This is a genomic window from Streptomyces sp. NPDC021225, from assembly GCF_044332865.1.
Lineage (GTDB): Bacteria > Actinomycetota > Actinomycetes > Streptomycetales > Streptomycetaceae > Streptomyces.
In genome coordinates this window covers 31,184-52,964 of record NZ_JBIRPV010000016.1, presented here as the reverse complement: position 1 = coordinate 52,964, position 21,781 = coordinate 31,184, and the positions used below count along the sequence as shown (strand labels likewise).

Below are 21,781 nucleotides of genomic sequence, written 5' to 3'. Positions count from 1 at the left end.
GTGGCGGCGGCAGTGGGGGCGGACGGGGCCGGTGTCAGCCGGCGGCGGCGAGCAGTGGGGTGCCGCCCAGTGCGAGGGAGAACCGGTCGACGACCTGGGCCAGGGCTTCGGCGGAGCCGGGGGCGATGGTGAGCGCGCCGTCCGGCCCGGTCTGGAGATCCTTGTCGAGGGTGAACCAGCCCTGGACGATGTGTCCGGCGCCCATGGAGTTGAGCACCGGCCGCAGCGCGTAGTCGATGGCTAGGACGTGTGCGGTGGTCCCGCCGGTGGCCAGCGGCAGCACGGTCTTGCCTTCGAGGGCGTACTGCGGGAGCAGGTCCAACAGGGATTTCAGCAGGCCGGAGTAGGCGGCCTTGTAGATGGGTGTGCCGATGACGACGCCGTCCGCCCGCGCGAACAGGGCGGTGGCCCGGGTGATGGCCGGGTGCGCGAAGTCGGCGCCGAGCAGGGCCCCGGCCGGGAGCGTACGGACGTCCAGCGGTATCACCTCGTGTCCGTGCCGCTCCAGCCGGGCGTCCAGGTGGCGCAGCAGCCGGGCGGTGCGGGAGGTGGCGGAGGGGCTTCCGGAGACGGACAGGACGGTGGCCATGGCGGACCCTTCGGGACGGTGGTGCGATGCGGTGGTCGGGCCGATCGGCCGGTGAAGGCACGAGAAAGAACTGACGGGGCATCAAAGGGCAACGGCAACGGGCGGCACAGCCGTTACGGACGTCACGGACGTGAGGTGGCGGCGGTGGAAACGCCGTAGCCGGAGGGCGCGCGGCCGGAATGCGTCAGCGGCGGCGCGGCGGGGATGCGAAGCGGAGGTTGACGGGCTCGCTCAGACCCGACGGCAACAGAACGCGCTCGAGACACGCACGAGATCGACGTGGCGCCGCCGCGTGAGGTCCTGTCGCTTCATGTCATCGATCAAATCAGTGGCGGGTACACCGGGTCAAGGAGGCCCGTGCGGGATTCCATATCCCGGAACGCCCGGAACACCCGGCCCGCCCGGCCCACTCGGCCGCCGGTGCGGCTACCGGCTCGCCGTGGGGGCCGGGGGTTCCGGAGGCCCACCGCGGTGGCGCGGCAGCAGGGCGACCGCCGCCGGCGGGAGCGCGGCGAGTACCAGCCACGGCACCGCGGCGGGCAGGCCCGCGTCGAGCAGCGAGCCGGTCGCAGCGCTGCCCGCCAGGACGACGAGGCCGGAGACGGACGACAGCGCGCCGGTGTAGAGGCCGAGCCTGCCTTCTTCGGCGAGGTCGGGCACCCAGGCGCGGGCGGCCGGGACGAGCAGCATCTGGCCGAGGGTCAGCAGCACCACGAGGCCCGCCGCCGGGAGCAGCCCGGCCGCGCCCGTCCAGGCGGCGGGCCGTGCGGCGGCCACCGCGGCGAAGCCCGCGGAGACGAGCAGCAGCCCGGCCGCCATGGAGCGGCGCAGGTCCAGCCGGGCGGCCGCCCAGCGGGTGACGGGCAGCTGGGCGGTCACCACCAGCGCGGAGGAGAGAGCGAACAGCCAGGCCAGCGGCGCCTGCGAGCCCACCGCGCGCTCCACTTCCAGCGGCAGGGCGAGGTAGAGCTGGTTGTACGCCAGCAGGTAGACACCGTACGCCAGACACAGCGCGAGAAAGCGCCGGTTGCGCGCCAGGGTCCGTAGGCCGTGTCCGCATAGTCCCGCCGGGCCCGCGACGCCTGGCACGCTCCCCCCGCTACCGCTGGGTGGTGCCCCCTCCCAGCTACCGCTGGGGGTACCCCCGCGCTGCGTTGTCGGGGTCGCCCAAGTACGCCCAGTACGAGGGCGACCCTCCGCCTTGCGATCGCACGCTCCCCCCGCTACCGCTGGGCGGTGCCCCCTCCCAGCTACCGCTGTGGGGGCACCTCCCAGCGGTAGCTGGGGGCGCCCCCGCGCCGCGGGCTGATCCGACGCGACTATGCGGACACGACCTGGCCCACCCCGGGGCCGGGTGGGCTTGCGGCCGGGGATGTGCTGGGGCAGCAGCCGTAGATGTCCGGCCAGGACGAGGACGAACACCCCCGCCCCGGCGAGGCATACGGCGCGGAAGTCCACGGCCAGCAGGAGCGCGCCGAGCAGCGGTCCGACGAACGCGCCGGCCTGCCCGGCGACGGAGAACAGCGCCAGGACGCGGGTGCGGGGCCCGCCGCCCGCCTCCTCCCAACGGACCGCCTGGCGGGCCACCTCGGACTCCACGGCGGGCGAGAACAGCGCGGCCGCGAAGCCGATCAGCAGCACCGCGCCGATGACCGCCCAGGTCCGCTCCGCCCAGCCCAGCCACGCGAAGCCGGCGATCCGCAGCGCGCAGCCCGCCAGCACCACCGGCCGGATGCCGTACCGGTCGGCCAGTGCGCCACCCACCACGAACAGCCCCTGCTGGCTGAAGGTGCGCAGGCCGAGTACCAGGCCGACCAGCCAGCCGGCCATGCCGATGGCCGTGCCGAGGTGTTCGGCGAGGAAGGGCAGGACCGCGTAGAAGCCGATGTTGAAGGCGAGCTGGGTCCAGATCAGCAGCCGCAGCAGGGGCGGCAGCGGCGGCAACCCGGGGCACCGCCGCCAGGTCCGGGCCGTGGCGGCGGGCGTTCGGACGGGGGTGCCGGTCATCGGGCTTCCTCACGCGCCGCGGAGGACGCCCGACCGCCACGGTCCAGCCATGGCCACCGCACCCCGCCGGACGCGGTGACCGCCAGCGCCCCGAGGACGGCGAGCATCGCGGCGGGGGCGAGCACGGCCCAGGGGGCGCGCTCGGCGTACGGGTGGTTCTCGGCCAGCAGCAGGCCCCACTCGGGGGACGGCGGCCCGGCGCCGAGGCCGAGGAAGCCGAGGGAGGCGAGGGCGAGCGCCACCGAGGGCAGCCGCAGCAGCGCGTGCCGGGTCACCGGTGGCAGTACGGCGGGCAGCAGGGCGCGCCGCAGCACATGTGCCCGTCCCGCGCCGAGTGCGCGGGTGGCGGCGAGGTGGGTGGTGGCGAGCTCCTGCCGCAGCAGGGCGGAGGTGTGCGCGGCCAGCGGGGCCCAGGCGACCGCGGCCACGGCGAGCGCGGGCGTGGCGGGGCCGCCGCCGGTGACTCCGGTGACGAGGAGTCCGGCGAGTACGGGCGGCACGGCGTTGGCGGTGTCGACGAGGGCCGGGGACAGCCGGGGCGCCAGGCCGAGCGCCACCCCGGCCAGCAGCGCCGCGGCGCTGACCGCGAGGGCGAGGGCGAGCGTGGTGAGCGCGCCGTGGCCGACCCGGGCCAGGAGGTCGCGGCCGAGCGCGTCGGTGCCGAACGGATGCGCCCAGGACGGGGCGCGCAGCCGGGCGGCGGTGTCCAGCGCGAGCGGGTCGCGGGCCAGGCCGAGGGCGATGACGCCGAGCAGCAGCGCGCCGTGGACAAGGGGAAGGCGGCTGCGGTCGGGGGCGTCCGGCCGGTGCAGGGTGACCAGCGCGCCGTCGCGCAGCGCGGGTCCGAGCAGCGCGCGGCCCGCGAGCCGGGCCAGGCCGCTGACGGCCGCGGCGAGTGCCACCAGGGCGAGCGTGCCGGTCTGGAGCACGGGCAGGTCCTGGGCAATGGCGGCGTCCAGGGTGAGCCGGCCGAGCCCGGGGATGTCGAAGATCTGCTCCACGGCGACCGCGCCGCCGGTGAGGCCGACCACGAAGAGACCGAGGTTGGGCAGCAGGCCTGGGAGGCACCGGCGCAGCGCGTGCCGGGCGATGCGCCGGCCCGGGATGCCGCGGGCGGCGGCGGCCCGCGCCCAGGGCTCGGCGAAGGCGCCGGGCAGGGCGTCGTCGAGCATCCGCCCGAGCAGCGCCCCGGTGGGCAGGCCGATGGCCAGCGCGGGCAGGACGAGCCAGCGCGGGCCGTACCAGCCGAGCGCGGGCAGCCACCCGAGCTGCACCCCGACCACGGTGGCCAGGACGGAGGCGGTCAGGAACTCGGGCAGCGCGGCGAGCATCGCCGCCGCGCCGCCGGTGCGCCGCCCGGTGAGGGCGCGCCGCGCGCCGAGCCGGAGGGTGCGGGCGCACACGGCGGCGGCGGTGACGGCGGCGACGGCCAGCGCGGCGGCCATGAGCAGCAGCGAGGCGCCGAGGGCGGTGGTGACGGCGGGCAGCACGGCGCCGCCGGAGATCCAGGAGTGTCCGGCGTCGCCGTGCAGCAGCCCGCCGAGCCACCGCCCGAGCAGGTGCACGGGGCCCGCGTCGAGGCCGAGTTCACCGCGGATGGCGGCCAGCACCTCGGGGGCGGGGTCGCGTTCGGCGGACCGCGCCTCGAGCACGGTGAGCGCCGGGTCGGTGCGGGAGAGCCAGGGCAGCAGACCGATGCCGCACAGCAGGGCCGCGACGACGACGGCGCGCCACAGCGCGCCCGGTGCGCCCCGGCGTATGGCGCTCAGCGCCGGGTCCCGGGGCCGATGAGGGTGCGCTCGTACGGGTCGAGGAGGACGCCGTGAACCGAGGTGCGGACGCCGTGGACGATCCGCTGGTGGACGAGCGGAACGGTCGCGTCCGTGCGCAGGATCTCGGCCTCCGCCGCCATCGCCGCGCCCTGCCGCCGCGCGGGGTCGGCCGTGGTCTCGGCCTCGGCGACCGCCCGGTCGACCCGCTTGTCGCACAGCAGCGCCAGGTTGTAGCTGCCGTCGCAGGTGAAGTCGCTCGCGAGGACGGAGACCGGGTCGCCGGTGTCGAGCATGGTGTTGCGGGCGCCGACGAACGCGTCGAACTTGCCGGCCAGCGCGTCGCCTTCGATCCGCGAGGACTCGCGCACCTCCACCTCGACCGTGAACCCTGCCTTCTTCAGCTGCTGTTGCAGCACCTGCGCGACCTCGGGCAGCTCGGGCCGGTTGTCGTAGGTGGCGAGGGTGATGGCGGTGCCGTGGACGCGCGCGGCCCGCGCCCGCCCCTTCGGCTCCTCGCGCTTGTCCGCCGCCCAGCTCAGGGCGGGCCCGAACACGCCCTGCCCGCGGTCGGCGTATCCCTCGTACACGTCCTTGGCGAGGACCGAGGTGTCGACCGCCGCGCGGGCGGCGGCCCGCACCTTCGGGTCGGCGAAGGGGCCGGAGCGGGTGTTCAGCTGGAGGCTGGTGGTGCGGGTGGTGGCCAGTTCGCGGGCGGTGCCCTTGTCGAGGGAGGAGACCTGGGCGACCGGCACGGCTTCGGCGATGTCCACCTCGCCGGTGCGCAGGGCGTTGGTGCGGGCCGTGCCGTCGGCGATGAACCGCGCGTCGATGCCGGAGGCCTGCGCCCGGCCGCCCCAGTAGTCGTCGAAGCGGTCCAGGCCCGCCCGGTTGCCGCCGCCCGTGCTGGTCAGCTCGAACGGCCCGGTGGCGGTCCCGGCCGGATCGACGGTGCCCTTCTCGCGGTAGGCCTTCGCGGACAGCACGGCCAGGCTCGGGCTGGACAGCCGCAGCGGCAGCGCCGGGTCGGGGTCGGTGGTGGTGACGCGGACCTGCCGCTTTCCGGCGGGCTCGACGGTGAGCCGCACCCCGGAGAGCGCGGCGGGGGCCGGGTCGGCCCGGGTGGCGTGGGTGAGGGCGGCGGCGACCGCGGCCGGGGTGAGTTCGGTGCCGTCCTGGAACCGGGCCTCGCGCAGGGTGAACACCCAGGCGCGCTCGCCCTCCTGACGCCATGACTCGGCGAGCGCGGGGGACGCTGCGCCGTTGGCGTCCAGCCGGGTCAGCCCCTCGGTGACACCGAGCCGGCTGAGCAGGGTGGCGTCACTGCCGTACGGCGAGAAGTTCTCGGCGGGCGGGAAGGCGAGCGCGACGCGCAGCCGCTCGCCGGGGCCGGAACCGGAGCCGGACGGGGAGGACTTGTCCTCGGCCGCGAAGCAGCCGGAGAGCAGGGGGGCGAGCAGCAGGCCGGAGAGCAGCCGACGGCGGCGGGCGAAGCGCATGGTCCTCGTTCTCCACGGGTTCTACGAGCGGGACGCCGCACAGGTTACATGATTATCGTTTCCATTAATGCTGCCCCCAGGGTTGGGCTGCCCTCGCAGGGCCACCTCGAAGTGCACGACCCGCTCCCCGCCCCCGGATTCCGCCCGCTCGTCGCACACCACCTCCCCCAGGGACCGCCAGAAGGCCTCGGCGCCGGGCACGGCGGGGTCGGTGTGCAGATAGACCGAGCGATAGCCGCCGTCCGCCGCCGCGAAGTCCAACAGCCGGGCCACCAACTGCCGGGCCAGCCCCCGCCGCCGGTGTTCGGGCCGCACGTACACCCGGCGCAGCTGCGCGGTGCGCCCCGAGGGGTAGCGCTCGGCGAGCGCGCGGGGGTTGGGCGGATGCGCGGGCCCCCGCGAGTCGAGCGCGGCCGTCGCCACGACCCGCCCGTCGCACCCGTCGACCGCGACGAGCAGGGTGTGCCGCGCGGAACGGAGGTAGGCGCCCTCCGGATCGACGATGTCGCCGTGCCAGCGCGGCACATATCCCGTACCGAAGTCCCGGTACACGGTGTCCAGCATCACGCTCCGGGCACCGTCGAGGTCTTCGGGCGTGGCCGTCCTGATGCGGTAATCATGCACTTGCACATCATATGCATCAAGGATCGCGGCGACGCAGCACCGCATACCCCCCGGCGAGGGCCGCCACCGTCCAGGCCAGCAGGATCACCAGGGCGACCCCGGGGCCGAAGTCCCGGTGGCCGATGAAGGACTCGTCCACCGAGACCACCTGCATCATCACGGCCCCGGCCTGGTCGGGCAGGAACTGCGCCACGATCCGGATCTTCGGGATGTTGCCGAGCCCCTGCGAGTTGAGAAAGAGCAGCGGGATCAGGATGCCGAGGGTGAGCGACGTGCTGCGCAGCATCGTGGCCACTCCGATCGAGAACGCGCACATCAGCGTCAGATACGCCCAGGCGCCGAGGACCGCGCGCGGAACACCGGGGTCGCCGAGGGACACGCCGTGCGGGCCGAGCGCCCACTGCGCGGCGAAGAAGGCGGGGAACACGGTGAGCAGCGAGAACACCATCGCGGTCAGCGTCGCCGCCGCCACCTTGGCGCCGTAGAACAGCCCCCGGCGGGGCACCGCGATGAGCGAGGCGCGGATGGTGCCGCTGGTGTACTCGGCGCCGATCTGGAGCACGCCGAACACGACGAGGGAGATCTGGCCGACCATCAGCCCCAGGAACCCCGCCGCCACGGGGTCGAAGTTCTCCTGCTGTTCCTGGTTCATCCGGGAGAAGCCCGCGCTCAGGGAGTGGCCGACGAGCAGGCCCAGACCGACGCTGAGCAGGAAGGCGAGCAACAGGGTCCAAAGGGTCGACCGGACCGTACGGATCTTGATCCATTCGGCGGCGAAGGCTGCGCGCACCCGGGTCGTATCCATCACCGGACACCTCCCGCCCGGTGGTCGCCGGCCTCCCCCGTCAGCCGCATGAACGCCTCTTCGAGCGAGGCCTGTTGCGCGCTGACCTCGTGCACGGTCAGCCCCTGGGCCGCCGCCAGCTCCCCGACCGCCTCGGACCGCGCCCCGTAGGCCTCCAGCGCCCCGTCGGCCGACCGCCGCACCCGGACGCCCGTGGCCGCCAGCGCGGCGCGCATCCGCTCCGGCTCCGGCGTGCGGATCCGCACGTACGAGCTGGAGTTGGCCTCGATGAACTCCCTTACGGTGGTGTCCGCGAGCAGCCGGCCGCGCCCGATCACGATCAGGTGTTCCGCGGTGAGGGCCATCTCGCTCATCAGATGGCTGGAGACGAACACGGTCCGGCCCTCCGCGGCCAGGTCCTTCATCAGGTTCCGGATCCACAGGATCCCCTCGGGGTCCAGCCCGTTGACCGGCTCGTCGAACAACAACACCGACGGATCGCCGAGCAGCGCCGCGGCGATGCCGAGCCGCTGGGCCATGCCGAGCGAGAGGCCCTTGGCCCGCTTGCGGGCCACGCCCGCGAGCCCCACCAGCTCCAGCACCTCGCGTACCCGCTTCTCGGGGATGCGGTTGCTGCGGGCCGGCCACCGCAGGGTGTCGTACACGCTGCGGCCGGCGTGCACCGCCCGGGCCTCCAGCAGCGCCCCGACCCGGCGCAGCGGATCCGGGAGCCGGCGGTATCGGTCTCCGTCGATGAGAACGTGGCCCGTGGTGGGGCGGTCGAGGTCCAGCATCATCCGCATCGTGGTGGACTTGCCCGCCCCGTTGGGCCCGAGGAAACCGGTCACCCGGCCGGGCCGCACGGTGAAGGACAACCCGTCAACGGCGGTGGTGTTCCCGTACTTCTTGCTGAGGTCGCGCACTTCGATCACGCCGTTCACGCTAGGCAACGGGCCCGGCGCCGGGCTGTCGCCGAAAGTCGCCCGTCGCCGGGACCAAAGTCGACACCATCGGCCAGGCCTTAGCCTGCTGCCATGAGCCTGCTGCCCCTCGGCCGACCTCTGCTGGCCGCCGCCGTGTTCGTGGCGGACACCGCGCTGTTCGTGGCCACGCCCCACGGCGGTGCGCTGCCCTGGGCCGCCGTGGCGTACGCGCTCGCCGTGGCGGGCGTGCTCGCGCTGGGCGAGCGGGCCCCGGCGGCGGCCTTCACGGCGTGCCTGCTGCTGTCCGCCCTGGCCGGGGGCTCGTATGTCCTGCTGTTGTGGGCCGCCTACCAGGCCGGACACCGCGCGGTGGCGCGGCGGGACACGGCCCAGGTGGCCGGTGCCGCGCTCGGCTGGCTCGCGGTGGGGCTCGTGGCCCGGCCCGCGGACGCGCCCGCCCTGTCGCAACTGATGGCGCTCTTCGTGGTGTTCGTGGTGCTGCCCCTGCTCGTCGGCCGGTATCTGGCACAGCATCGGCGGCTGGTGGCCGAGCTCGGCCGGCGCAACCGGCGGCTGCGCCGGGAGCGCGAGCTGCTGGCCGAGCGGGAGCGGCTGCGCGAACGGCTGCGGATCGCCCGGGACATGCACGACTCCCTCGGCCACCGGCTCAGCCTGGTGTCGGTCCAGGCGGCGGCGCTGGAGGTGGCCGAACTGCCTCAGCGGCAGCGGGAGGCGGTACGGCAGTTGGCGGGGACGGCGCGTGGCGCCATGGACGAGCTGCACGAGTTGGTCGGCGCCCTGCGGGGAACGGACGAGACGGCCGCCCGGGGCCCCGGGGCGGAGGCCGTCGACGACGTGGTGGCGGAGTTCCGGGCGGCCGGGGTGCCGGTGACGCTGCGGCGGGGCGGGGAGCCCCGCCCGCTGCCCCCGGCGGCCGGGGAGGCGGTGTACCGGACCGTCGAGGAGGGGCTGACCAACGCGGCCAAGCACGCCCCGGGTCGCCCGGTGACGGTGTGCCTCACCTGGGAGCCGGACGCGCTGCTGGTCACCGTGGACAATCCGGTTGCGGAGGGGCCGCGGGATCCCGGCGGGGCGGGCGGCGGACACGGGCTGCGCGGGCTGGACGAGCGGATGCGGCAGGTCGGCGGGTTCGCCGACCACCGGCTGTCGGACCAGGGTTTCCGGCTGGTGGCGATGGTGCCGACCGCCGCCGCCACCGACACTGGCGAGGGGGACGAAGTGCCGCCCGCGGTCGGGCATCTGCGCACCGCCGCGCTCGGATTCGCCACCGCCGCCGTGATGTTCGTGGTGCTGCCCGTGGGCATGCTGCTGGGGGTGAACTGAGATGATCAAGGTGTTGGTGGCCGACGACGAGCCACTGATCAGGGCCGGTATCCGCACCGTGCTCGAGTCTGCGCCCGACATCGAGGTGGTCGCCGAGGCGGAGCACGGCCGGGCCGCCGTGGCCGAGGCGGTCCGGCATCGCGTGGATGTGGCCCTGGTCGACATCAACATGCCGCACCTGGACGGGCTGGGCGCGCTGGAGGAGCTGCGGCGGCAGGCGCCCGAGCTGCGTACGGTGGTGCTGACGGCGTTCGGGGCTGAGCCGAACGTGTTGCGGGCGCTCCAGGGCGGCGCGGCGGGATTCGTGCTCAAGAACTGCACGCCCGACGAGCTGATCCGCGCGGTGCGGGCGGCACACGGCGGCGAAGCCTATCTGTCCCCCGGGGTCACCCGGCCGGTGCTCGACCTGATCGCCCCGGTCGCGGCCCGGCGCCGCCGGGAGGCCGTGGAACGCCTGACCGCGCTCACCGAGCGCGAGTCACAGGTGCTGCGTCTGGTGGCCGAGGGCATGTCCAACGCCGAGATCGGCCGCGCGCTGCACATGAGCGAGAAGACCATCAAGACGTATGTGAGCCGTGTGCTGGCCAAGTTGGACTGCTCGAACCGGGTCCAGGCGGCCCTGCTGGTCCGCGACGCCGGCCCCGCCGGGTGACACGGCCGCCCAGGCGTCAGCCCCCGCTGGGCGCGTTCTCGATCCAGTACTGCTTCACCAGCGTCTCGAACTGCTCGGCATCGCCCTCTCCGAGCTCGACCGGGCGCGTCTCGCCGAGGGCGGCGCGCACCCGGTCGGCCACCTCCGCCGCCCGCGCGCCGGAGGCGTAGACGCCGAGCACGAGCACCGTGGCCCCGTCGTCGTCGGCCCGCTCCCGGGCCCGATCGTCACGGCCGAGAGTGAAGCCCCAGGGCACCTCGCACGGGCCGTCGTGCCCCTCTTCCGGGCACAGCAGGCGGGCGATGGGGTCCTGAAGGGCCAGGGCCTCCTCGCTGTCCGCGAAGCCGTGCACACGGATCTCGTACACCCCGGGCTCTTCTCCGGCCGTCATGTCTCCCCCGTGCACCGCGTTTTCGCCCGGCCCCCCGGAGGCGGGCCCGAGCATGATCGTCCTGGATAGCACAAAGGTGATGGGCACGGCCACCGCCGCGGCCATCAGCGGGGCCGCCCGGTCCCCGATGTGCACCAGGTCGACCAGGACATAGACCCCGCCGGTGGTGATGACGAAGTTGGCGGCCGTGGTCAGGGGGAAGAGCAGGAACTTCCGCCAGGTGGGGCGGGTACGGTAGGTGAACCAGGAGTTGAGCAGGAACGAGCCGACCGTGCTGAGGGCGAAGGCGGCGACATGGGCCACGAGATACGGCAGCCGGCGCAGAAAGCACAGATACATGCCGTAGTACGTGGCGGTGTTGACGACGCCGACCAGGCCGAATCTCACGAGCTGGCCGAGCAGGGGGCGATGCATCACCGGACGAGGTCCTTCAGCTGGTCGTTCAGCGTGGCGGCGGGGACCGCGTTGGTGGACTGCACCAGAAAGTGCGGGCGCCGCTTGACCTCATAGTAGATGCGGCCGATGTACTCGCCGATGACGCCGACCATGACCATCTGGACCCCGGCCAGCGCGGTGATGACCACGAGCAGGGTGACATAGCCGGGGGTGTCGACCCCGTTGACCGCCGCGCTGCCCACGATCCACACCGCGTACAGCGCGGCCACCGACACCAGCAGCAGGCCGAGGTAGACCGCGGCGCGCAGTGGCTTGTTGTTGAAGGAGATCAGCCCGTCGGCCCCGTAGTTGAGGAGCTGGCCGAAGGTCCACTTGCTGCGGCCCTCCTCGCGCACGGCGTTCTCGTACTCGAAGGTCACGCTCGGGAAGCCGACCCAGGCGAACAGCCCCTTGGAGAAGCGGTTGTACTCGGTGAGCTCCAGCACGGCGTCCACCGCGCGCCGGGACAGCAGCCGGAAGTCGCCGACGCCGTCGACGAGCTCCACGTCGACGAAGCGGTTGATGAGCCGGTAGTAGGCGCGGGCGGTGAGCGCCCGGGTGACCCGGTCGCCGTCCCGGGTGCGCTTGGCGATGACCTGGTCATGGCCCTGGGCATGCAGCTCGACCATGCGCTTGACCAGCTCCGGCGGGTGCTGGAGATCGGCGTCCATGAGGACCACGGCGTCGCCGGAGGCGAACCGCAGCCCGGCCAGCATCGCCGCCTCCTTGCCGAAATTGCGGCTGAAGGAGACGTAGCGGACCCGGGGATCGGTTTCGGCCAGCTGTTTCAGAAGAGAAAGCGTGCGGTCCTTGCTGCCGTCGTCCACATAAAGGAATTCGAAGTCGTGTCCGACCGCCTTGAGTTCCCGGGTGAGGTGTTCATGAAAACGACCGATCACGGCTTCTTCGTTGTAGCAGGGTACGACGATCGAAATCAGCATGGTCTCCCCCGTGAGGAATTCGCGGGCGTCAGTGGTGGACATGGCGGCTCTCCCGTCGGGCGCGCAGGAACCGGAATGCGGCCGACAGGGTCAGGGCCAGGAGCGCGGCGGCTCCCACGGCGGTGCCCAGCCGCAGGCCGGGAGGGCGGAACGTGCAGTCGATGGAGGTGGCGGAGCCGTCGAGCTTCACCGCGACCAGGCCGAGGTAGCTGTCGGCCGGGCGGTGCCGGCCGCCGCCCGCGGCGCACTGCCAGCCCGCGATCCGCGGGACGGCGACCACGGCGATGCCGCGGGAGCCGGGTGGCAGTTCGGCGCGGATGCCGGTGTCGGAGACGCTGTCGGAAACATGGACGGAGGTGGCGCCCTGGGCCCGGAGCCGGCCCGTGGCCGCGCGCAGCCGTCCCGTGTCCAGGCAGCCGACGGAATCAACGGGGACGGTGCCGCCCTTCTGGATGGTCAGACCCACCTCGACGCGCCCGGAGGCCGGGGCCGTCCCCAGCGGCTGCATGGGAGCGATCTTGGTGACCGGGTGGTCGCCCCGGAAGCCGACCGGGGGCCGGTCGGCGCCGCGCAGCGCGGCGGTGCCCCAGTAGTGCGGCGCCCACAGGAAGACCTGCGAGCCGCCCGGGCACATGGCGGTCAGCAGCGCCTTCGGGCGGGACTGCTCGGTCGGCCCGGGAGGCAGTCGATAGCCCCCGTCGGGGGTGCGGGCGGCCGGCCTGCCGTCCGCGCCTCGTATCGAGATCTTGTCGGCCATGGTGTACACCCGGGCCCCGAGGAGCAGTTCCTGGTTGCGGAACGGCGAGGGGCCGAAGGCGGGCGCCCTCTCGGCCTTCGGCCGGACGGTGACCAGGGGCGGTACGGCCTCGCGGGTGACATACGGCGCGATGTCGGTCGTCGCGTTCGGGTCCCGGTGCGGATCGGGCGCGGAATGGACGCGGGCGCCGACCGAGAAGATCGCGTCGGTGACCGGGTTGTCCAGGCTCTGCACGGATCGGCCGCGCGAGTACCAGCCGCCGCCGAGGGCGGTGAGGGTGCGGCTGAACACATCGGAGGTGAGGCTGCTGTAGTACTGCGCGCCCTGCCCGCCGACCAGCAGCGGGTCGTTCCCGACGGTCTGCTCGCGGCCCGGGTCCGTACGGTACCGGGGCCAGCCGTCCGCGTCCGCGATCAGCGCCTGCTGTGTCCGCTGGCGCTCGCCCCAGGGCGCGTAGTCGTCCAGGTGCCCCAGCCGCAGCCGGTCGGCGACGGCCGTGGTGGCCGCGGACTGGCCCACTTGGGCGCCGATCAGCAGGACGACGGCGAGGGCGGCCGGCAGCGGACGGTGGTACCGGCGGGCGAGCCGGGCCAGCACGAGGGCGGCCGCCACGGCGGCGACCCCGGCCAGCAGCAGCGGGTAGGTCCACGGGCGCATCAGTTCGGTGGCGCGGGACGCGGCGGCCGCGATCGCCGCCAGCAGCGCGCCTCCGGCGAGCAGCGGGCGCCGGCCCGGTGTGCCGTGGGCGAAGGACAGCCAGGCGGCGGTCACCAGCAACCCGCTCAGCACGAACGTCTCCCGGTACTGGCTGCCGTTGGGGGTGGAGAAGGCGTGCCAGGCCAGCTGGGTGGGCCCCCACTGGAGGGACAGCGCCACCCCCGCGACCAGCAGCGTCCAGCCGCCCCGCAGCCGCCTGGGGACCGCCGGGTTGAACGGCAGCGTCAGGGCGAGCAGCAGTGCCACCGTGTCGACGTAGACGGCCGGGCTGCTGAAGTTGTACGTGCCCGGCAGCAGCCGGGCCATGACGTCCGTCCATGGCTTGGCCGAGAACTCCACGACCCGGCCCGGGTAGGCGTGCTTGGTGCCGAAGTAGACGACGGAGACCATGGGCGCCGCGAGGCCCACCCCGAGCGCCAGGACGCCCGCCAGCCGGGCCACGGGCCGCCACAGCGGCGCGAGGCGCCGCCGGAGGGGGACGCCGGTGGGGGCGTGCTCCACCAGCAGCCGGGTGAGGAGCAGCAGCACGGCGCCGAGGGTGGCCATGTACGCGGTGTAGAAGTTGGCGATCCAGACGAGCGCGACCAGCAGCGTGCCGAGGACGAACCGCCGCCCCGCCAGCGCCCAGTGGCCGACCAGGCACAGCAGCGGCAGCGCGATCAGCCCGTCCAGCCACATGGGGTTGTACGAGGCCTCGGCCACGGACCAGCCGCACAGCGCGTACGAGGCGCCGAGCGCCCCGGCCGCCCACCACCGGCCGGGGCGCAGCGTGAGCAGCAGCTGGGCCATCACCGCGCCGGCCGCCGCCATCTTCAGCAGCGTGATCACGTAGACAGCGAGATCGATCTCGTCGCGCGGGAAGAGGGCGACGAGCAGGGCGAACGGGCTGCCGAGGTAGGTGCCCAGGTCGGGCAGGAAGCTGCTGCCATATCCGGACTGCCAGTTGACGAACAGACCGCCGGTCCCCCGGCCGTGCAGCAGGTCCCACAGGTGGGCGTGGAAGGGCACGAACTGGTTGCCCAGGTCGTTCACGCTGCGCGTCCTGAACCCGAAGGGATAGCTGCGGGCCACGGCGTCGCCGAGGCAGACGGCGGCCACCGTGACCAGCGCGGCGAGCGCCCCGGCCCGCGCACGGAGGCCGCGCGGGGCGTCACTCGGGGTCTCTGGGGAGGCGTCGGGCGGGGCGTCGCGCGGGGTTTCGGGCAGAGCTTCGGCCGCGGGTGGTGCGGCGGCCGTGCGCGGCTGGTCATCCGGCCGGGTGCGGGCCGTTCGGCCGGTCATGAGCGATCGCAATTCGTCAGGATCCAATTCCGAAAGTCGGCGCGGATTTTTTTGCTTCACGCCGATTACTTGTCCGGCGACGCCGATGAGTTCCCATGAGCCGGGTCACACATCGGCGCCGCGCACGCGGGTAGCCGAATGAGATGTCGCACCACTTCCCCCTGTATTGCGCGCCGTGCCGAGTCTGACTGTTTGACCCTTTGAATCAGGGATTGGTTGCCTCTCGGCCCCGGGAATTTACCCAACGATGGGCCGGCCCCCGGAATTAATCCTTCGGATTTCCTGTGTTCACCTTTTCGACGGCGAAGGGCAACCGCACGCCGGGGAGAAGACCGGAGGGGATCGGTCGGCGCGGGCGCGGGGCGGGTCAGACGACCTTGCGGCGCACCAGGGTTCCGAGCACCAGCGCTCCGGGGATCAGCGGCAGCCAGACCGTGATGAAGCGGTAGGCGAGCACCGCGGAGGTGGCGGCGTCCGCCGGCGCCCCGGTCGCGACGAGCGCGATGACCAGAGCGGCGTCCACCGACCCGATGCCTCCGGGCGACGGGACGACCGCGGCCACGACGGTCGCGGCCAGATAGGCGAGCACGACATGCGAAGGCGGCACGTCCAGTTCCACCGCGACGGCGACCGCGGCGAGCCCGGCCGCCTGGAGAACAGGGAAGGCCAGCGAACCGCCCCACAGGGCCAGCGCCCTGGAGGGCCGGGCGTGCAGGGAGCGCGCGTCGGTGAGCGCGGTGACCAGGAAGGTGCGGACGATCCGGCGCACCGGACGGATGGTCAGGACCACGGCCAGCAGCGCGCAGACCACCGCGGCCGCCGTCACCGGGAGCGCCGCCCCGATCCGGTCCGGGAGCAGCGGCCCGAGCCTGAGCGCCTCGGGGAAGGCGACCAGGAGGATCAGCAGCAGCGAGATGCGGGCGACGGCCTCCGCGAGGAAGTACAGGGCGAGCGCGGCCGAGGAGCGGGCGGCGGGGAGGCCACAGCCGGTCATGAAGCGGATGTTGACCGCGCTCGCGCCGATCCCCGACGGCAGGAGGTGGTTGGCGGCCCCGGCGGCGAACTGGGTGGCGAACAGCCGCCCGGCGGGAAGCCGTTCAAGGACGGTTCCCTGTCGGGCGAAGGACACGGCGACCCATCCGAGTCCGGTGGTGGTGACCGCCGCGAGCAGCCAGTAGGGGTTGGCGTCAAGGAGTTGACGGGCGCCGGAGCCGATGAGCGACCAGTGTCCGATCACCCACACCAGGACGACGGCGATCGGCACCAGGCACAGGATCTGGCGCAGCGGAAGCCGTCGGGGGGCGGAGAGGCGGCGCCGCTCGGGCAGGGTCGCGGGCATGTGCGCTCACAGGTGCTGACGAGGGCCGGGGGGCAGGAGGCGCGGTACGGTCAGCATGTCCGCCGTGGGTGGCGTTCCGGCGTATCGCGGCCGACATCCGTTCGTCGCGGCGGTGGCGAAACGGCGACGTCCGGTGCGCGCACCGGGAGGGTCAGCAGCAGACCGAGGCAGATCCAGACATAGGCGTTGCCGCCGAGGAAGCCGTCCAGGCCGGTGGGGTGGAAGCGCCACAGCCACACCACGCTGCTGCACAGGATCACATACACCGCGACCGCCGTGGACAGCAGCCGGCGACGGCGCGCGGGCGGCGTGCCGGGCCGCAGCGCGGTGTCGGCCAGCACGGTCAGGGCCGGGATCAGCCAGACCAGATGGTGCACCCAGGTGATCGGGCTGACCAGGCAGGCGGCGACGCCGGTCAGCGCGAAGCCCGCCGCCTCGTCCCGGGCGGCGGCGGCGCGCCGCACCCGGTGGGCCCAGACGGCCAGGACGGCGAGCGCCCCCAGCGCCCAGACGGCGCCGCTCGGGGGGACGGGGTCGACGAGCCGGGCCAGCATGCCGCGCCATGACTGGTTGGAGACATACGCGGCGACCCCGATGCGGTCGGTGTCCCACAGGTCCTCGGTCCAGTAGTCCCGCGACGGGGTCGGCGCCACCCACGCGGCGAGCAGGGTCGCGGCCGCCGCGGTGGCCGCGGCCGTCCCGGCGGCGCGCCGGCGCCCGGTGACCAGGAGATGGATGATGAAGATCGCCGGGGTGAGCTTGATGGCGGCGGCGAGGCCGATGCCGAACCCGGCGTACCGGCCGCGGCCGGTGGCCAGCAGCCGGGCGTCGAAGAGCACGAGCGCCAGCAGGACCAGATTGACCTGGCCGAAGCTGAAGGTGTCCCGGACCGGCTCCAGCAGGGCGAACAGGCAGGCCACGACGGTGAAGCCGAACCAGGGGTGCCGGGCGTGCCGGCGTACCAGGGAGCCGGTCAGCCAGTACAGCACGGCCGCCGAGGCGGCCAGGTTGAGCAGCAGGCAGATGGTGATCGCGCCGGGCCAGCTCACCAGGGCCATCGGCAGCATGCACAGGGCCGCGAAGGGCGGGTAGGTGAATCCGTAGGCGGTGCCGTCCGCGCCGGGGGTCGTGTAGTCGTAGATGCGCCCGCCGTCGTGGAGCCAGTGGCCGACGGTCCCGTAGTAGACGCTCAGGTCGAACCAGTCGCGGTGCAGCGGCACGGTGGCGAGGAACAGCGCCACGGCCCCGGTCAGCCCGAACGTCAGCAGCAGCCGGCCGCGCGTGGTGGTGGGCCCCGTCATGCCGCCTCCGGACTGCGTTCCCCGGCGGCGGACGCTGAGCCGAGTCCCGGGGCACGGTGGGCGCACCACAGGGCGAGCAGCGCCAGCGCTCCGCCGCATACGGCGAGGGTCAACTGCCTTTGGTCAGGCGCGAATCCGCTGGGCAGCACGGCCAGGGCGAGCACCCCGCTGGCGGCGGCGACCGCCCGGCGCACCGGACCGCTCGGCGCGGCCGCGGCGAGGAGGAACAGCCCCCACAGCAGATACCACGGGCGAATCGCGGGGCCCAGCACCGCCACCGCGGTCAGGCTCAGCCCCAGCGCGTAGACGGGGCGGGAGCGGGAGGCGCGCAGCCAAACGACGGACACGGTGACGGCGGTCGCCAGCAGTCCCAGCGCGTGCCAGGCCGGGGTGGCCAGCGGTGCCAGGCCGCTGCCGACGGCGTCCAGACCGGCCTCGGTGGCGCGGCCGAGGGCGCTGGTCAGCGCCCAGTTGTCCGGGGAGACCGGCGTGGCCAGGGCGGTGATCCAGCCGTAGCCGGTGCCGGCGACGGCCGTGGCCGCGCCCGTGGTGCCGAGCGCCAGCGCGGCGGTCGCCGCGGCGGCCCGGGTGCGCCGCCATCTCCCCGTCAGCAGGCCCGCCCAGAGCGCGGCGACGGCCAGCAGCCCGAGCGCGGCGGGCGCCTTGACCAGGGCGGCCACGGTGACCAGCACGGCGCCGCAGGCGGGCCACCGGCCGGTCGCGGCCACCAGCCCGGCGCCCAGCAGCCCCATCATGACGGCGTCGTTGTGTGCCCCGCCCACCAGGTGCAGCAGCAACAGCGGGTTGAGCGCCCCCAGCCACAGGGCCTCGGCCGGATCGGTGCCGCAGCGGCGGGCGAGCGCGGGGAGGGCGAGGATCATCAGCGCCACGCCCAGCAGCGCGACCAGCCGCATGCCGAACACCCCGGCGGACACCTCGGCCCGGGAGACGTTGGCGATGGCCGTCTCGAAGGCGAGGGAGACCGGGCCGTAGGGGGCTGGGGTGTACCGCCACACGGGCGCCACCTCGGCGGCGAGCGGTCCGCCGAGCAGGGCGGGCCCGTGGACGTACACATCGACGCGGGCGTCGACCATCGCGCCCTGGGCGAGATAGCTGTAGACGTCCCGGCTGAACAGCGGGGGCGCGGGGAGCAGCGGGGCGGCCCAGACGGCGAGGGTCAGCAGCAGGGCGCGCGGGCCGGGCGGCGCCGGGCCGCGTACCGCGCGGCCCAGCAGCAGCCAGGCCGCGACCAGCAGTACGAGGCCGAAGTACGTACTGACCAGGCCGATCGCGGCGCCGCCGGTCCCGGGGACCAGCGCGTCCGCCATGGGCAGCGCGCCGGCGGTCAGCCCTCCCGCGGCCAGTGCCACCGAGCCCGCGAGTCCGAGCAGCAGGCACTGGCGCGGAAGGTCGACGACGGCGACTCGATTGAACACACGACGGACCAGCACCTGACCAGAATTGGCCCGGCGCATGGCCGAAACTTGACGCCGCGGTCACCGTCAGTCGGCGTCCAGGTGTCGACCGTCCGACGAGCCCGGCGGTCGCCCGCGCGGTCACGCCGTCGCGGAGACGGCGGCGCGTCAGTCCGACGGCAGGCGGGTGCCGCACCGGGCGCAGTAGCGCGCGTCGGACTCCTGCGCGAGCCGGCCGCACTCCGTGCAGACCCGGTTGAGCAGGCAGGCCGGCTCGCCCCCTTCCGGGGCCGCGGTGCGGATGGCGAGGCCGGGGCGGCGGCGGTGTGCCGTGAGGTAGACCAGACCGTCCGCGCCGGCGGAGAGCGCACGGCGGGCGCCGTGCGGCAGCCATGCCACACAGCCGGGCTCCAGTCGCTGCCGGACGTCGGCCACCTCGAGCCATCCGCCGCCGTCGGCGACGAACAGCACCACGTCGAGGTCGGGTTCCACATGGGGGTCGACCCGGGCGTCGGCGGGCAACCGGATGATGTTGGCGTCGAGCTGACGCCCTTCGGCGGGGAGCCGCCACAGCGCCCCGCCCCGGTCCTCCGCCACTTCGCGCAGCAGCTCCGTCATCCGCCCCAGCACACCAGATACCGACGGCATCGGCTTCCCACCGTTCCTTCCCGTTCCACCCGCTCGGCCGTGAGACGGATACCACAAGACCGCCGCCCACCGATAACTGGAATCTAGCATGCGGATTTAATACGGTCGTGCCGTGCGACTGACCAAGTTCACGGATCTGGCGCTGCGCGCCGTCATGCGCCTCGCGGTCCTCAAGGGGGGCGCGCCGCTGACCACGCGCGAGGTGGCCGAGGCGGTCAACGTGCCGTACGCGCACATGGCGAAGGCGATCACCCGGCTCCAGCACCTCGGCGTGGTGGAGGCCCGGCGCGGGCGCGGCGGCGGGCTCGAGCTGACCGGGCTCGGGCGCACCGCCTCGGTCGGCTGGCTGGTGCGCGAGCTGGAGGGCGAGGGCGAGGTCGTGGCCTGCGAGGGCGACACGCCCTGCCCGCTGCGCGGCGCCTGCCGGCTGCGCGGGGCGCTGCGCGAGGCGCAGGAGGCGTTCTATCGCACGCTCGATCCGCTGACGGTCGCCGATCTGGTGACCGCGCCCACCGGCCCGGTGCTGGTCGGGCTGACCGGCCGCCGCCCCGACTGATCCGCGCTCCCGCCGTGGGGCGCGTCCTTCTGCCGCTAAACACGAAGATCATTAACCAATTAAGGAGCAGCCATGCTCACCGAGCGATCCACCCCGGTCATCCGCGCCACCCTGCCCGCCGTCGGCGCGGCCATCGAGGACATCGCCGGGCTGTTCTACCGGAAGCTGTTCGCCGCCCACCCGGACCTGCTGCGCGATCTGTTCAACCGCGGCAACCAGGCCAACGGCGAGCAGCGGAAGGCGCTGGCCGGCGCCCTCGCCGGCTTCGCGGGACTGCTGATCGAGCACCCCGGCGCCCGGCCGGACGCGATGCTCGCCCGGATCGCCCACAAGCACGCCTCCCTCGGCATCACCTCCGACCAGTACAAGGTCGTCCACCGCCATCTCTTCGCGGCCATGGCCGAGGTGCTCGGCGACGCCTTCACCGACGAGGCCACCGCCGCCTGGGACGAGGTCTACTGGCTGATGGCCAACGCCCTGATCGCCGCCGAGGCCCGGCTGTACCAGGAAGCCGGCGCCGCCGAGGGCCAGGTGTGGCGGCGGATGGAGATCGCCGAGCGGCACCGGGAGACCCCGGACGCGGTGTCGCTGGTGCTGCGGCGCGCCGACGCGCTGCCCACCGGCCCGTTCCGCCCCGGCCAGTACGTCAGCGTCCAGGTCGAACTGGCCGACGGCGCCCGGCAGATCCGCCAGTACAGCCTCTCGGCCGCCCCCGGCCGCGCGGGGTGGCGCATCACCGTCAAGCGCGTCCGGGGCGACGCGGGGCCGGACGGCGAGGTGTCGTCCTGGCTGCACGAACACGCGCGGGTGGGAGACGTGCTCACCGTGTCCGCCCCCTTCGGCGACCTGGTGCTGCCCGAGGGCGACGGCCCGCTGCTGCTCGCCTCCGCCGGAATCGGCGCCACGCCGATGCTCGCCATGCTCGACCACCTGGTCACCACCGGATCCACCCGCCGGGTCACCGTGGTCCACGCCGACCGCTCCCCCGCCGACCACGCCCACAAGGACGAGCAGCGCCGGCTGGCCGGCTCACTCCCCAGCGCCCGGCTGCGCCTGTGGTACGAGAACGCCGAGCACGCCGAGCACGACGCAGACCACAGCGACGGCGAGGCGACAGTCGGCCGGGCCGACGTGGCCACGCTGGACCTTCCCGAAGGGTTGACGGTGTTCCTGTGCGGCCCGCTCGGGTTCATGCGCGCGGTCCGCAAAGACCTGCTCCGGCTCGGCGTGCCTGCCGAGGCGATCCACTACGAGGTCTTCGGCCCGGACCTGTGGCTCGGCCGGGACTGAGGCCGCTTATCGCGCGTGCGGAATCACCGGATGCCGGGACAGGCGCGGCTCAGCCGGCCTCGGGACCGGTGGTGGTCCACCCCGGCGCCTGGACGCGGTGGGTGAGCGTGTCCCGGGACGCCCGCTGCCCGCACGCGCCACAGACCACCACGGGCTCCAGCTCGGCGCCGCAGGAGTGTTCCAGCGCCACCGGAGGCCGGTCGGCGAGGTGACGGTCGCCCCACTTCATGAGCATCAGCAGCACCGGTTCGAGCTCCCAGCCGGCCTGCGTGGGCCGGTACTCGAAGCGCCGGGGCCGCTCGCTGTAGAGGACCTTCTCCAGCACCCCGGCCGCCACCAGGCGGCGCAGCCGCGCCGCCAGGACGTCGCGGGGCGCGCCGATGTTGCGGACCATGGCGTCGAAGCGCCGCACCCCGAGGAACACCTCGCGGAGCACGAGCAGCGAGTGCTTCTCCCCGACCACCGCGAGCGAATCGGCGATGGAGCAGGGCCGCGGATCCTTCATACCCGCAGCGTACG

The 21,781-nt window shown here is 74.0% G+C and carries 19 protein-coding genes and 1 pseudogene; 4 read left to right on the top strand and 16 right to left on the bottom strand.

Going from position 1 to position 21,781, the window contains the following annotated elements; genetic code table 11:
- Positions 1-34: 34 nt before the first annotated feature.
- The 8 genes from ssuE to ACH4S9_RS41435 all read right to left on the bottom strand — a co-directional run bounded on the left by ssuE (position 35) and on the right by ACH4S9_RS41435 (position 8,204).
- On the bottom strand, positions 35-589 hold the full coding sequence (gene ssuE, locus ACH4S9_RS41470; protein WP_311723036.1) for an NADPH-dependent FMN reductase: 555 nt from the start codon (positions 587-589) through the stop codon (positions 35-37).
- Between the two features lie 231 nt (positions 590-820).
- Positions 821-901: a putative leader peptide gene (locus ACH4S9_RS41465; protein WP_352135355.1), complete on the bottom strand. Its 81-nt coding sequence runs from the start codon at positions 899-901 to the stop codon at positions 821-823.
- 114 nt (positions 902-1,015) lie between these two features.
- Complete coding sequence (locus ACH4S9_RS41460; RefSeq protein ID WP_398376867.1) at positions 1,016-2,596, bottom strand: MFS transporter; 1,581 nt, start codon at positions 2,594-2,596, stop codon at positions 1,016-1,018.
- Positions 2,593-4,356, bottom strand: coding sequence for an ABC transporter permease subunit (locus ACH4S9_RS41455; RefSeq protein ID WP_398376946.1), 1,764 nt, complete (start codon positions 4,354-4,356; stop codon positions 2,593-2,595). The genes ACH4S9_RS41460 and ACH4S9_RS41455 overlap by 4 nt, the downstream gene beginning before the upstream one ends.
- Positions 4,357-4,361: 5 nt before the next feature.
- Positions 4,362-5,864, bottom strand: coding sequence for an ABC transporter substrate-binding protein (locus ACH4S9_RS41450; protein ID WP_398376865.1), 1,503 nt, complete (start codon positions 5,862-5,864; stop codon positions 4,362-4,364).
- Between the two features lie 21 nt (positions 5,865-5,885).
- Complete coding sequence (locus ACH4S9_RS41445) at positions 5,886-6,488, bottom strand: GNAT family N-acetyltransferase (protein ID WP_398376864.1); 603 nt, start codon at positions 6,486-6,488, stop codon at positions 5,886-5,888.
- Between the two features lie 16 nt (positions 6,489-6,504).
- Entirely contained in the window at positions 6,505-7,293 is a 789-nt protein-coding gene (locus ACH4S9_RS41440; protein ID WP_398376863.1) for an ABC transporter permease, read from the bottom strand.
- Positions 7,293-8,204: an ABC transporter ATP-binding protein gene (locus ACH4S9_RS41435; RefSeq protein ID WP_398376862.1), complete on the bottom strand. Its 912-nt coding sequence runs from the start codon at positions 8,202-8,204 to the stop codon at positions 7,293-7,295. The genes ACH4S9_RS41440 and ACH4S9_RS41435 overlap by 1 nt, the downstream gene beginning before the upstream one ends.
- A 102-nt stretch (positions 8,205-8,306) precedes the next feature.
- Here ACH4S9_RS41435 and ACH4S9_RS41430 point away from each other — a divergent pair, with 102 nt between their 5' ends.
- Positions 8,307-9,539: a sensor histidine kinase gene (locus tag ACH4S9_RS41430; protein WP_398376860.1), complete on the top strand. Its 1,233-nt coding sequence runs from the start codon at positions 8,307-8,309 to the stop codon at positions 9,537-9,539.
- 1 nt (position 9,540) lies between these two features.
- Entirely contained in the window at positions 9,541-10,191 is a 651-nt protein-coding gene (locus tag ACH4S9_RS41425; protein WP_358843641.1) for a response regulator transcription factor, read from the top strand.
- A 424-nt stretch (positions 10,192-10,615) separates the two neighbouring features.
- On the opposite strand, the pseudogene ACH4S9_RS41420 reads toward ACH4S9_RS41425, so the two are convergent.
- The 7 genes and pseudogenes from ACH4S9_RS41420 to ACH4S9_RS41390 form a co-directional block, all read right to left on the bottom strand.
- Positions 10,616-10,996 (bottom strand): annotated as a pseudogene (locus ACH4S9_RS41420) (GtrA family protein); the annotation flags it as partial.
- Entirely contained in the window at positions 10,996-11,958 is a 963-nt protein-coding gene (locus ACH4S9_RS41415) for a glycosyltransferase family 2 protein (RefSeq protein WP_311723347.1), read from the bottom strand. The pseudogene ACH4S9_RS41420 and the gene ACH4S9_RS41415, both read right to left, overlap by 1 nt.
- A 28-nt stretch (positions 11,959-11,986) precedes the next feature.
- Positions 11,987-14,713 carry a YfhO family protein gene (locus tag ACH4S9_RS41410; protein ID WP_398376857.1) on the bottom strand — a complete coding sequence of 909 codons (2,727 nt, stop codon included), beginning with the start codon at positions 14,711-14,713 and terminating at the stop codon, positions 11,987-11,989.
- Between the two features lie 367 nt (positions 14,714-15,080).
- Positions 15,081-16,052 carry a YbhN family protein gene (locus tag ACH4S9_RS41405; RefSeq protein ID WP_398376856.1) on the bottom strand — a complete coding sequence of 324 codons (972 nt, stop codon included), beginning with the start codon at positions 16,050-16,052 and terminating at the stop codon, positions 15,081-15,083.
- 50 nt (positions 16,053-16,102) lie between these two features.
- Entirely contained in the window at positions 16,103-17,353 is a 1,251-nt protein-coding gene (locus tag ACH4S9_RS41400) for a glycosyltransferase 87 family protein (RefSeq protein ID WP_358843638.1), read from the bottom strand.
- Positions 17,350-18,789, bottom strand: a complete 1,440-nt coding sequence (gene mptB / locus ACH4S9_RS41395) for a polyprenol phosphomannose-dependent alpha 1,6 mannosyltransferase MptB (protein ID WP_398376853.1) — start codon at positions 18,787-18,789, stop codon at positions 17,350-17,352. The genes ACH4S9_RS41400 and mptB overlap by 4 nt, the downstream gene beginning before the upstream one ends.
- A 147-nt stretch (positions 18,790-18,936) precedes the next feature.
- Positions 18,937-19,416 carry a hypothetical protein gene (locus tag ACH4S9_RS41390; RefSeq protein ID WP_311723049.1) on the bottom strand — a complete coding sequence of 160 codons (480 nt, stop codon included), beginning with the start codon at positions 19,414-19,416 and terminating at the stop codon, positions 18,937-18,939.
- A gap of 112 nt (positions 19,417-19,528) precedes the next feature.
- On the opposite strand from ACH4S9_RS41390, the gene nsrR reads away from it, so the two are divergent.
- A complete protein-coding gene (gene nsrR / locus ACH4S9_RS41385) occupies positions 19,529-19,972 on the top strand; it encodes a nitric oxide-sensing transcriptional repressor NsrR (protein ID WP_311723050.1) in 444 nt (147 codons plus the stop codon).
- 72 nt (positions 19,973-20,044) lie between these two features.
- Positions 20,045-21,262, top strand: coding sequence for a globin domain-containing protein (locus ACH4S9_RS41380; protein WP_398376851.1), 1,218 nt, complete (start codon positions 20,045-20,047; stop codon positions 21,260-21,262).
- Between the two features lie 49 nt (positions 21,263-21,311).
- On the opposite strand, the gene ACH4S9_RS41375 is transcribed toward ACH4S9_RS41380, so the two are convergent.
- Complete coding sequence (locus tag ACH4S9_RS41375; RefSeq protein ID WP_311723052.1) at positions 21,312-21,767, bottom strand: helix-turn-helix domain-containing protein; 456 nt, start codon at positions 21,765-21,767, stop codon at positions 21,312-21,314.
- Positions 21,768-21,781 lie beyond the last annotated feature (14 nt).

Excerpts from the sequence above, each read along its gene's own strand:
- ACH4S9_RS41405 (WP_398376856.1), bottom strand. The coding sequence starts at position 16,052 with ATGCCCGCGACCCTGCCCGAGCGGCGCCGCCTCTCCGCCCCCCGACGG.
- ACH4S9_RS41390 (WP_311723049.1), bottom strand. The coding sequence starts at position 19,416 with ATGCCGTCGGTATCTGGTGTGCTGGGGCGGATGACGGAGCTGCTGCGC.
- ACH4S9_RS41410 (WP_398376857.1), bottom strand. The coding sequence starts at position 14,713 with ATGACCGGCCGAACGGCCCGCACCCGGCCGGATGACCAGCCGCGCACG.
- ACH4S9_RS41450 (WP_398376865.1), bottom strand. The coding sequence starts at position 5,864 with ATGCGCTTCGCCCGCCGCCGTCGGCTGCTCTCCGGCCTGCTGCTCGCC.
- ACH4S9_RS41465 (WP_352135355.1), bottom strand. The coding sequence starts at position 901 with ATGAAGCGACAGGACCTCACGCGGCGGCGCCACGTCGATCTCGTGCGT.
- ssuE (WP_311723036.1), bottom strand. The coding sequence starts at position 589 with ATGGCCACCGTCCTGTCCGTCTCCGGAAGCCCCTCCGCCACCTCCCGC.
- ACH4S9_RS41460 (WP_398376867.1), bottom strand. The coding sequence starts at position 2,596 with ATGACCGGCACCCCCGTCCGAACGCCCGCCGCCACGGCCCGGACCTGG.
- ACH4S9_RS41425 (WP_358843641.1), top strand. The coding sequence starts at position 9,541 with ATGATCAAGGTGTTGGTGGCCGACGACGAGCCACTGATCAGGGCCGGT.
- ACH4S9_RS41375 (WP_311723052.1), bottom strand. The coding sequence starts at position 21,767 with ATGAAGGATCCGCGGCCCTGCTCCATCGCCGATTCGCTCGCGGTGGTC.
- ACH4S9_RS41400 (WP_358843638.1), bottom strand. The coding sequence starts at position 17,353 with ATGACGGGGCCCACCACCACGCGCGGCCGGCTGCTGCTGACGTTCGGG.
- ACH4S9_RS41430 (WP_398376860.1), top strand. The coding sequence starts at position 8,307 with ATGAGCCTGCTGCCCCTCGGCCGACCTCTGCTGGCCGCCGCCGTGTTC.
- ACH4S9_RS41380 (WP_398376851.1), top strand. The coding sequence starts at position 20,045 with ATGCTCACCGAGCGATCCACCCCGGTCATCCGCGCCACCCTGCCCGCC.
- ACH4S9_RS41415 (WP_311723347.1), bottom strand. The coding sequence starts at position 11,958 with ATGCTGATTTCGATCGTCGTACCCTGCTACAACGAAGAAGCCGTGATC.
- ACH4S9_RS41440 (WP_398376863.1), bottom strand. The coding sequence starts at position 7,293 with ATGGATACGACCCGGGTGCGCGCAGCCTTCGCCGCCGAATGGATCAAG.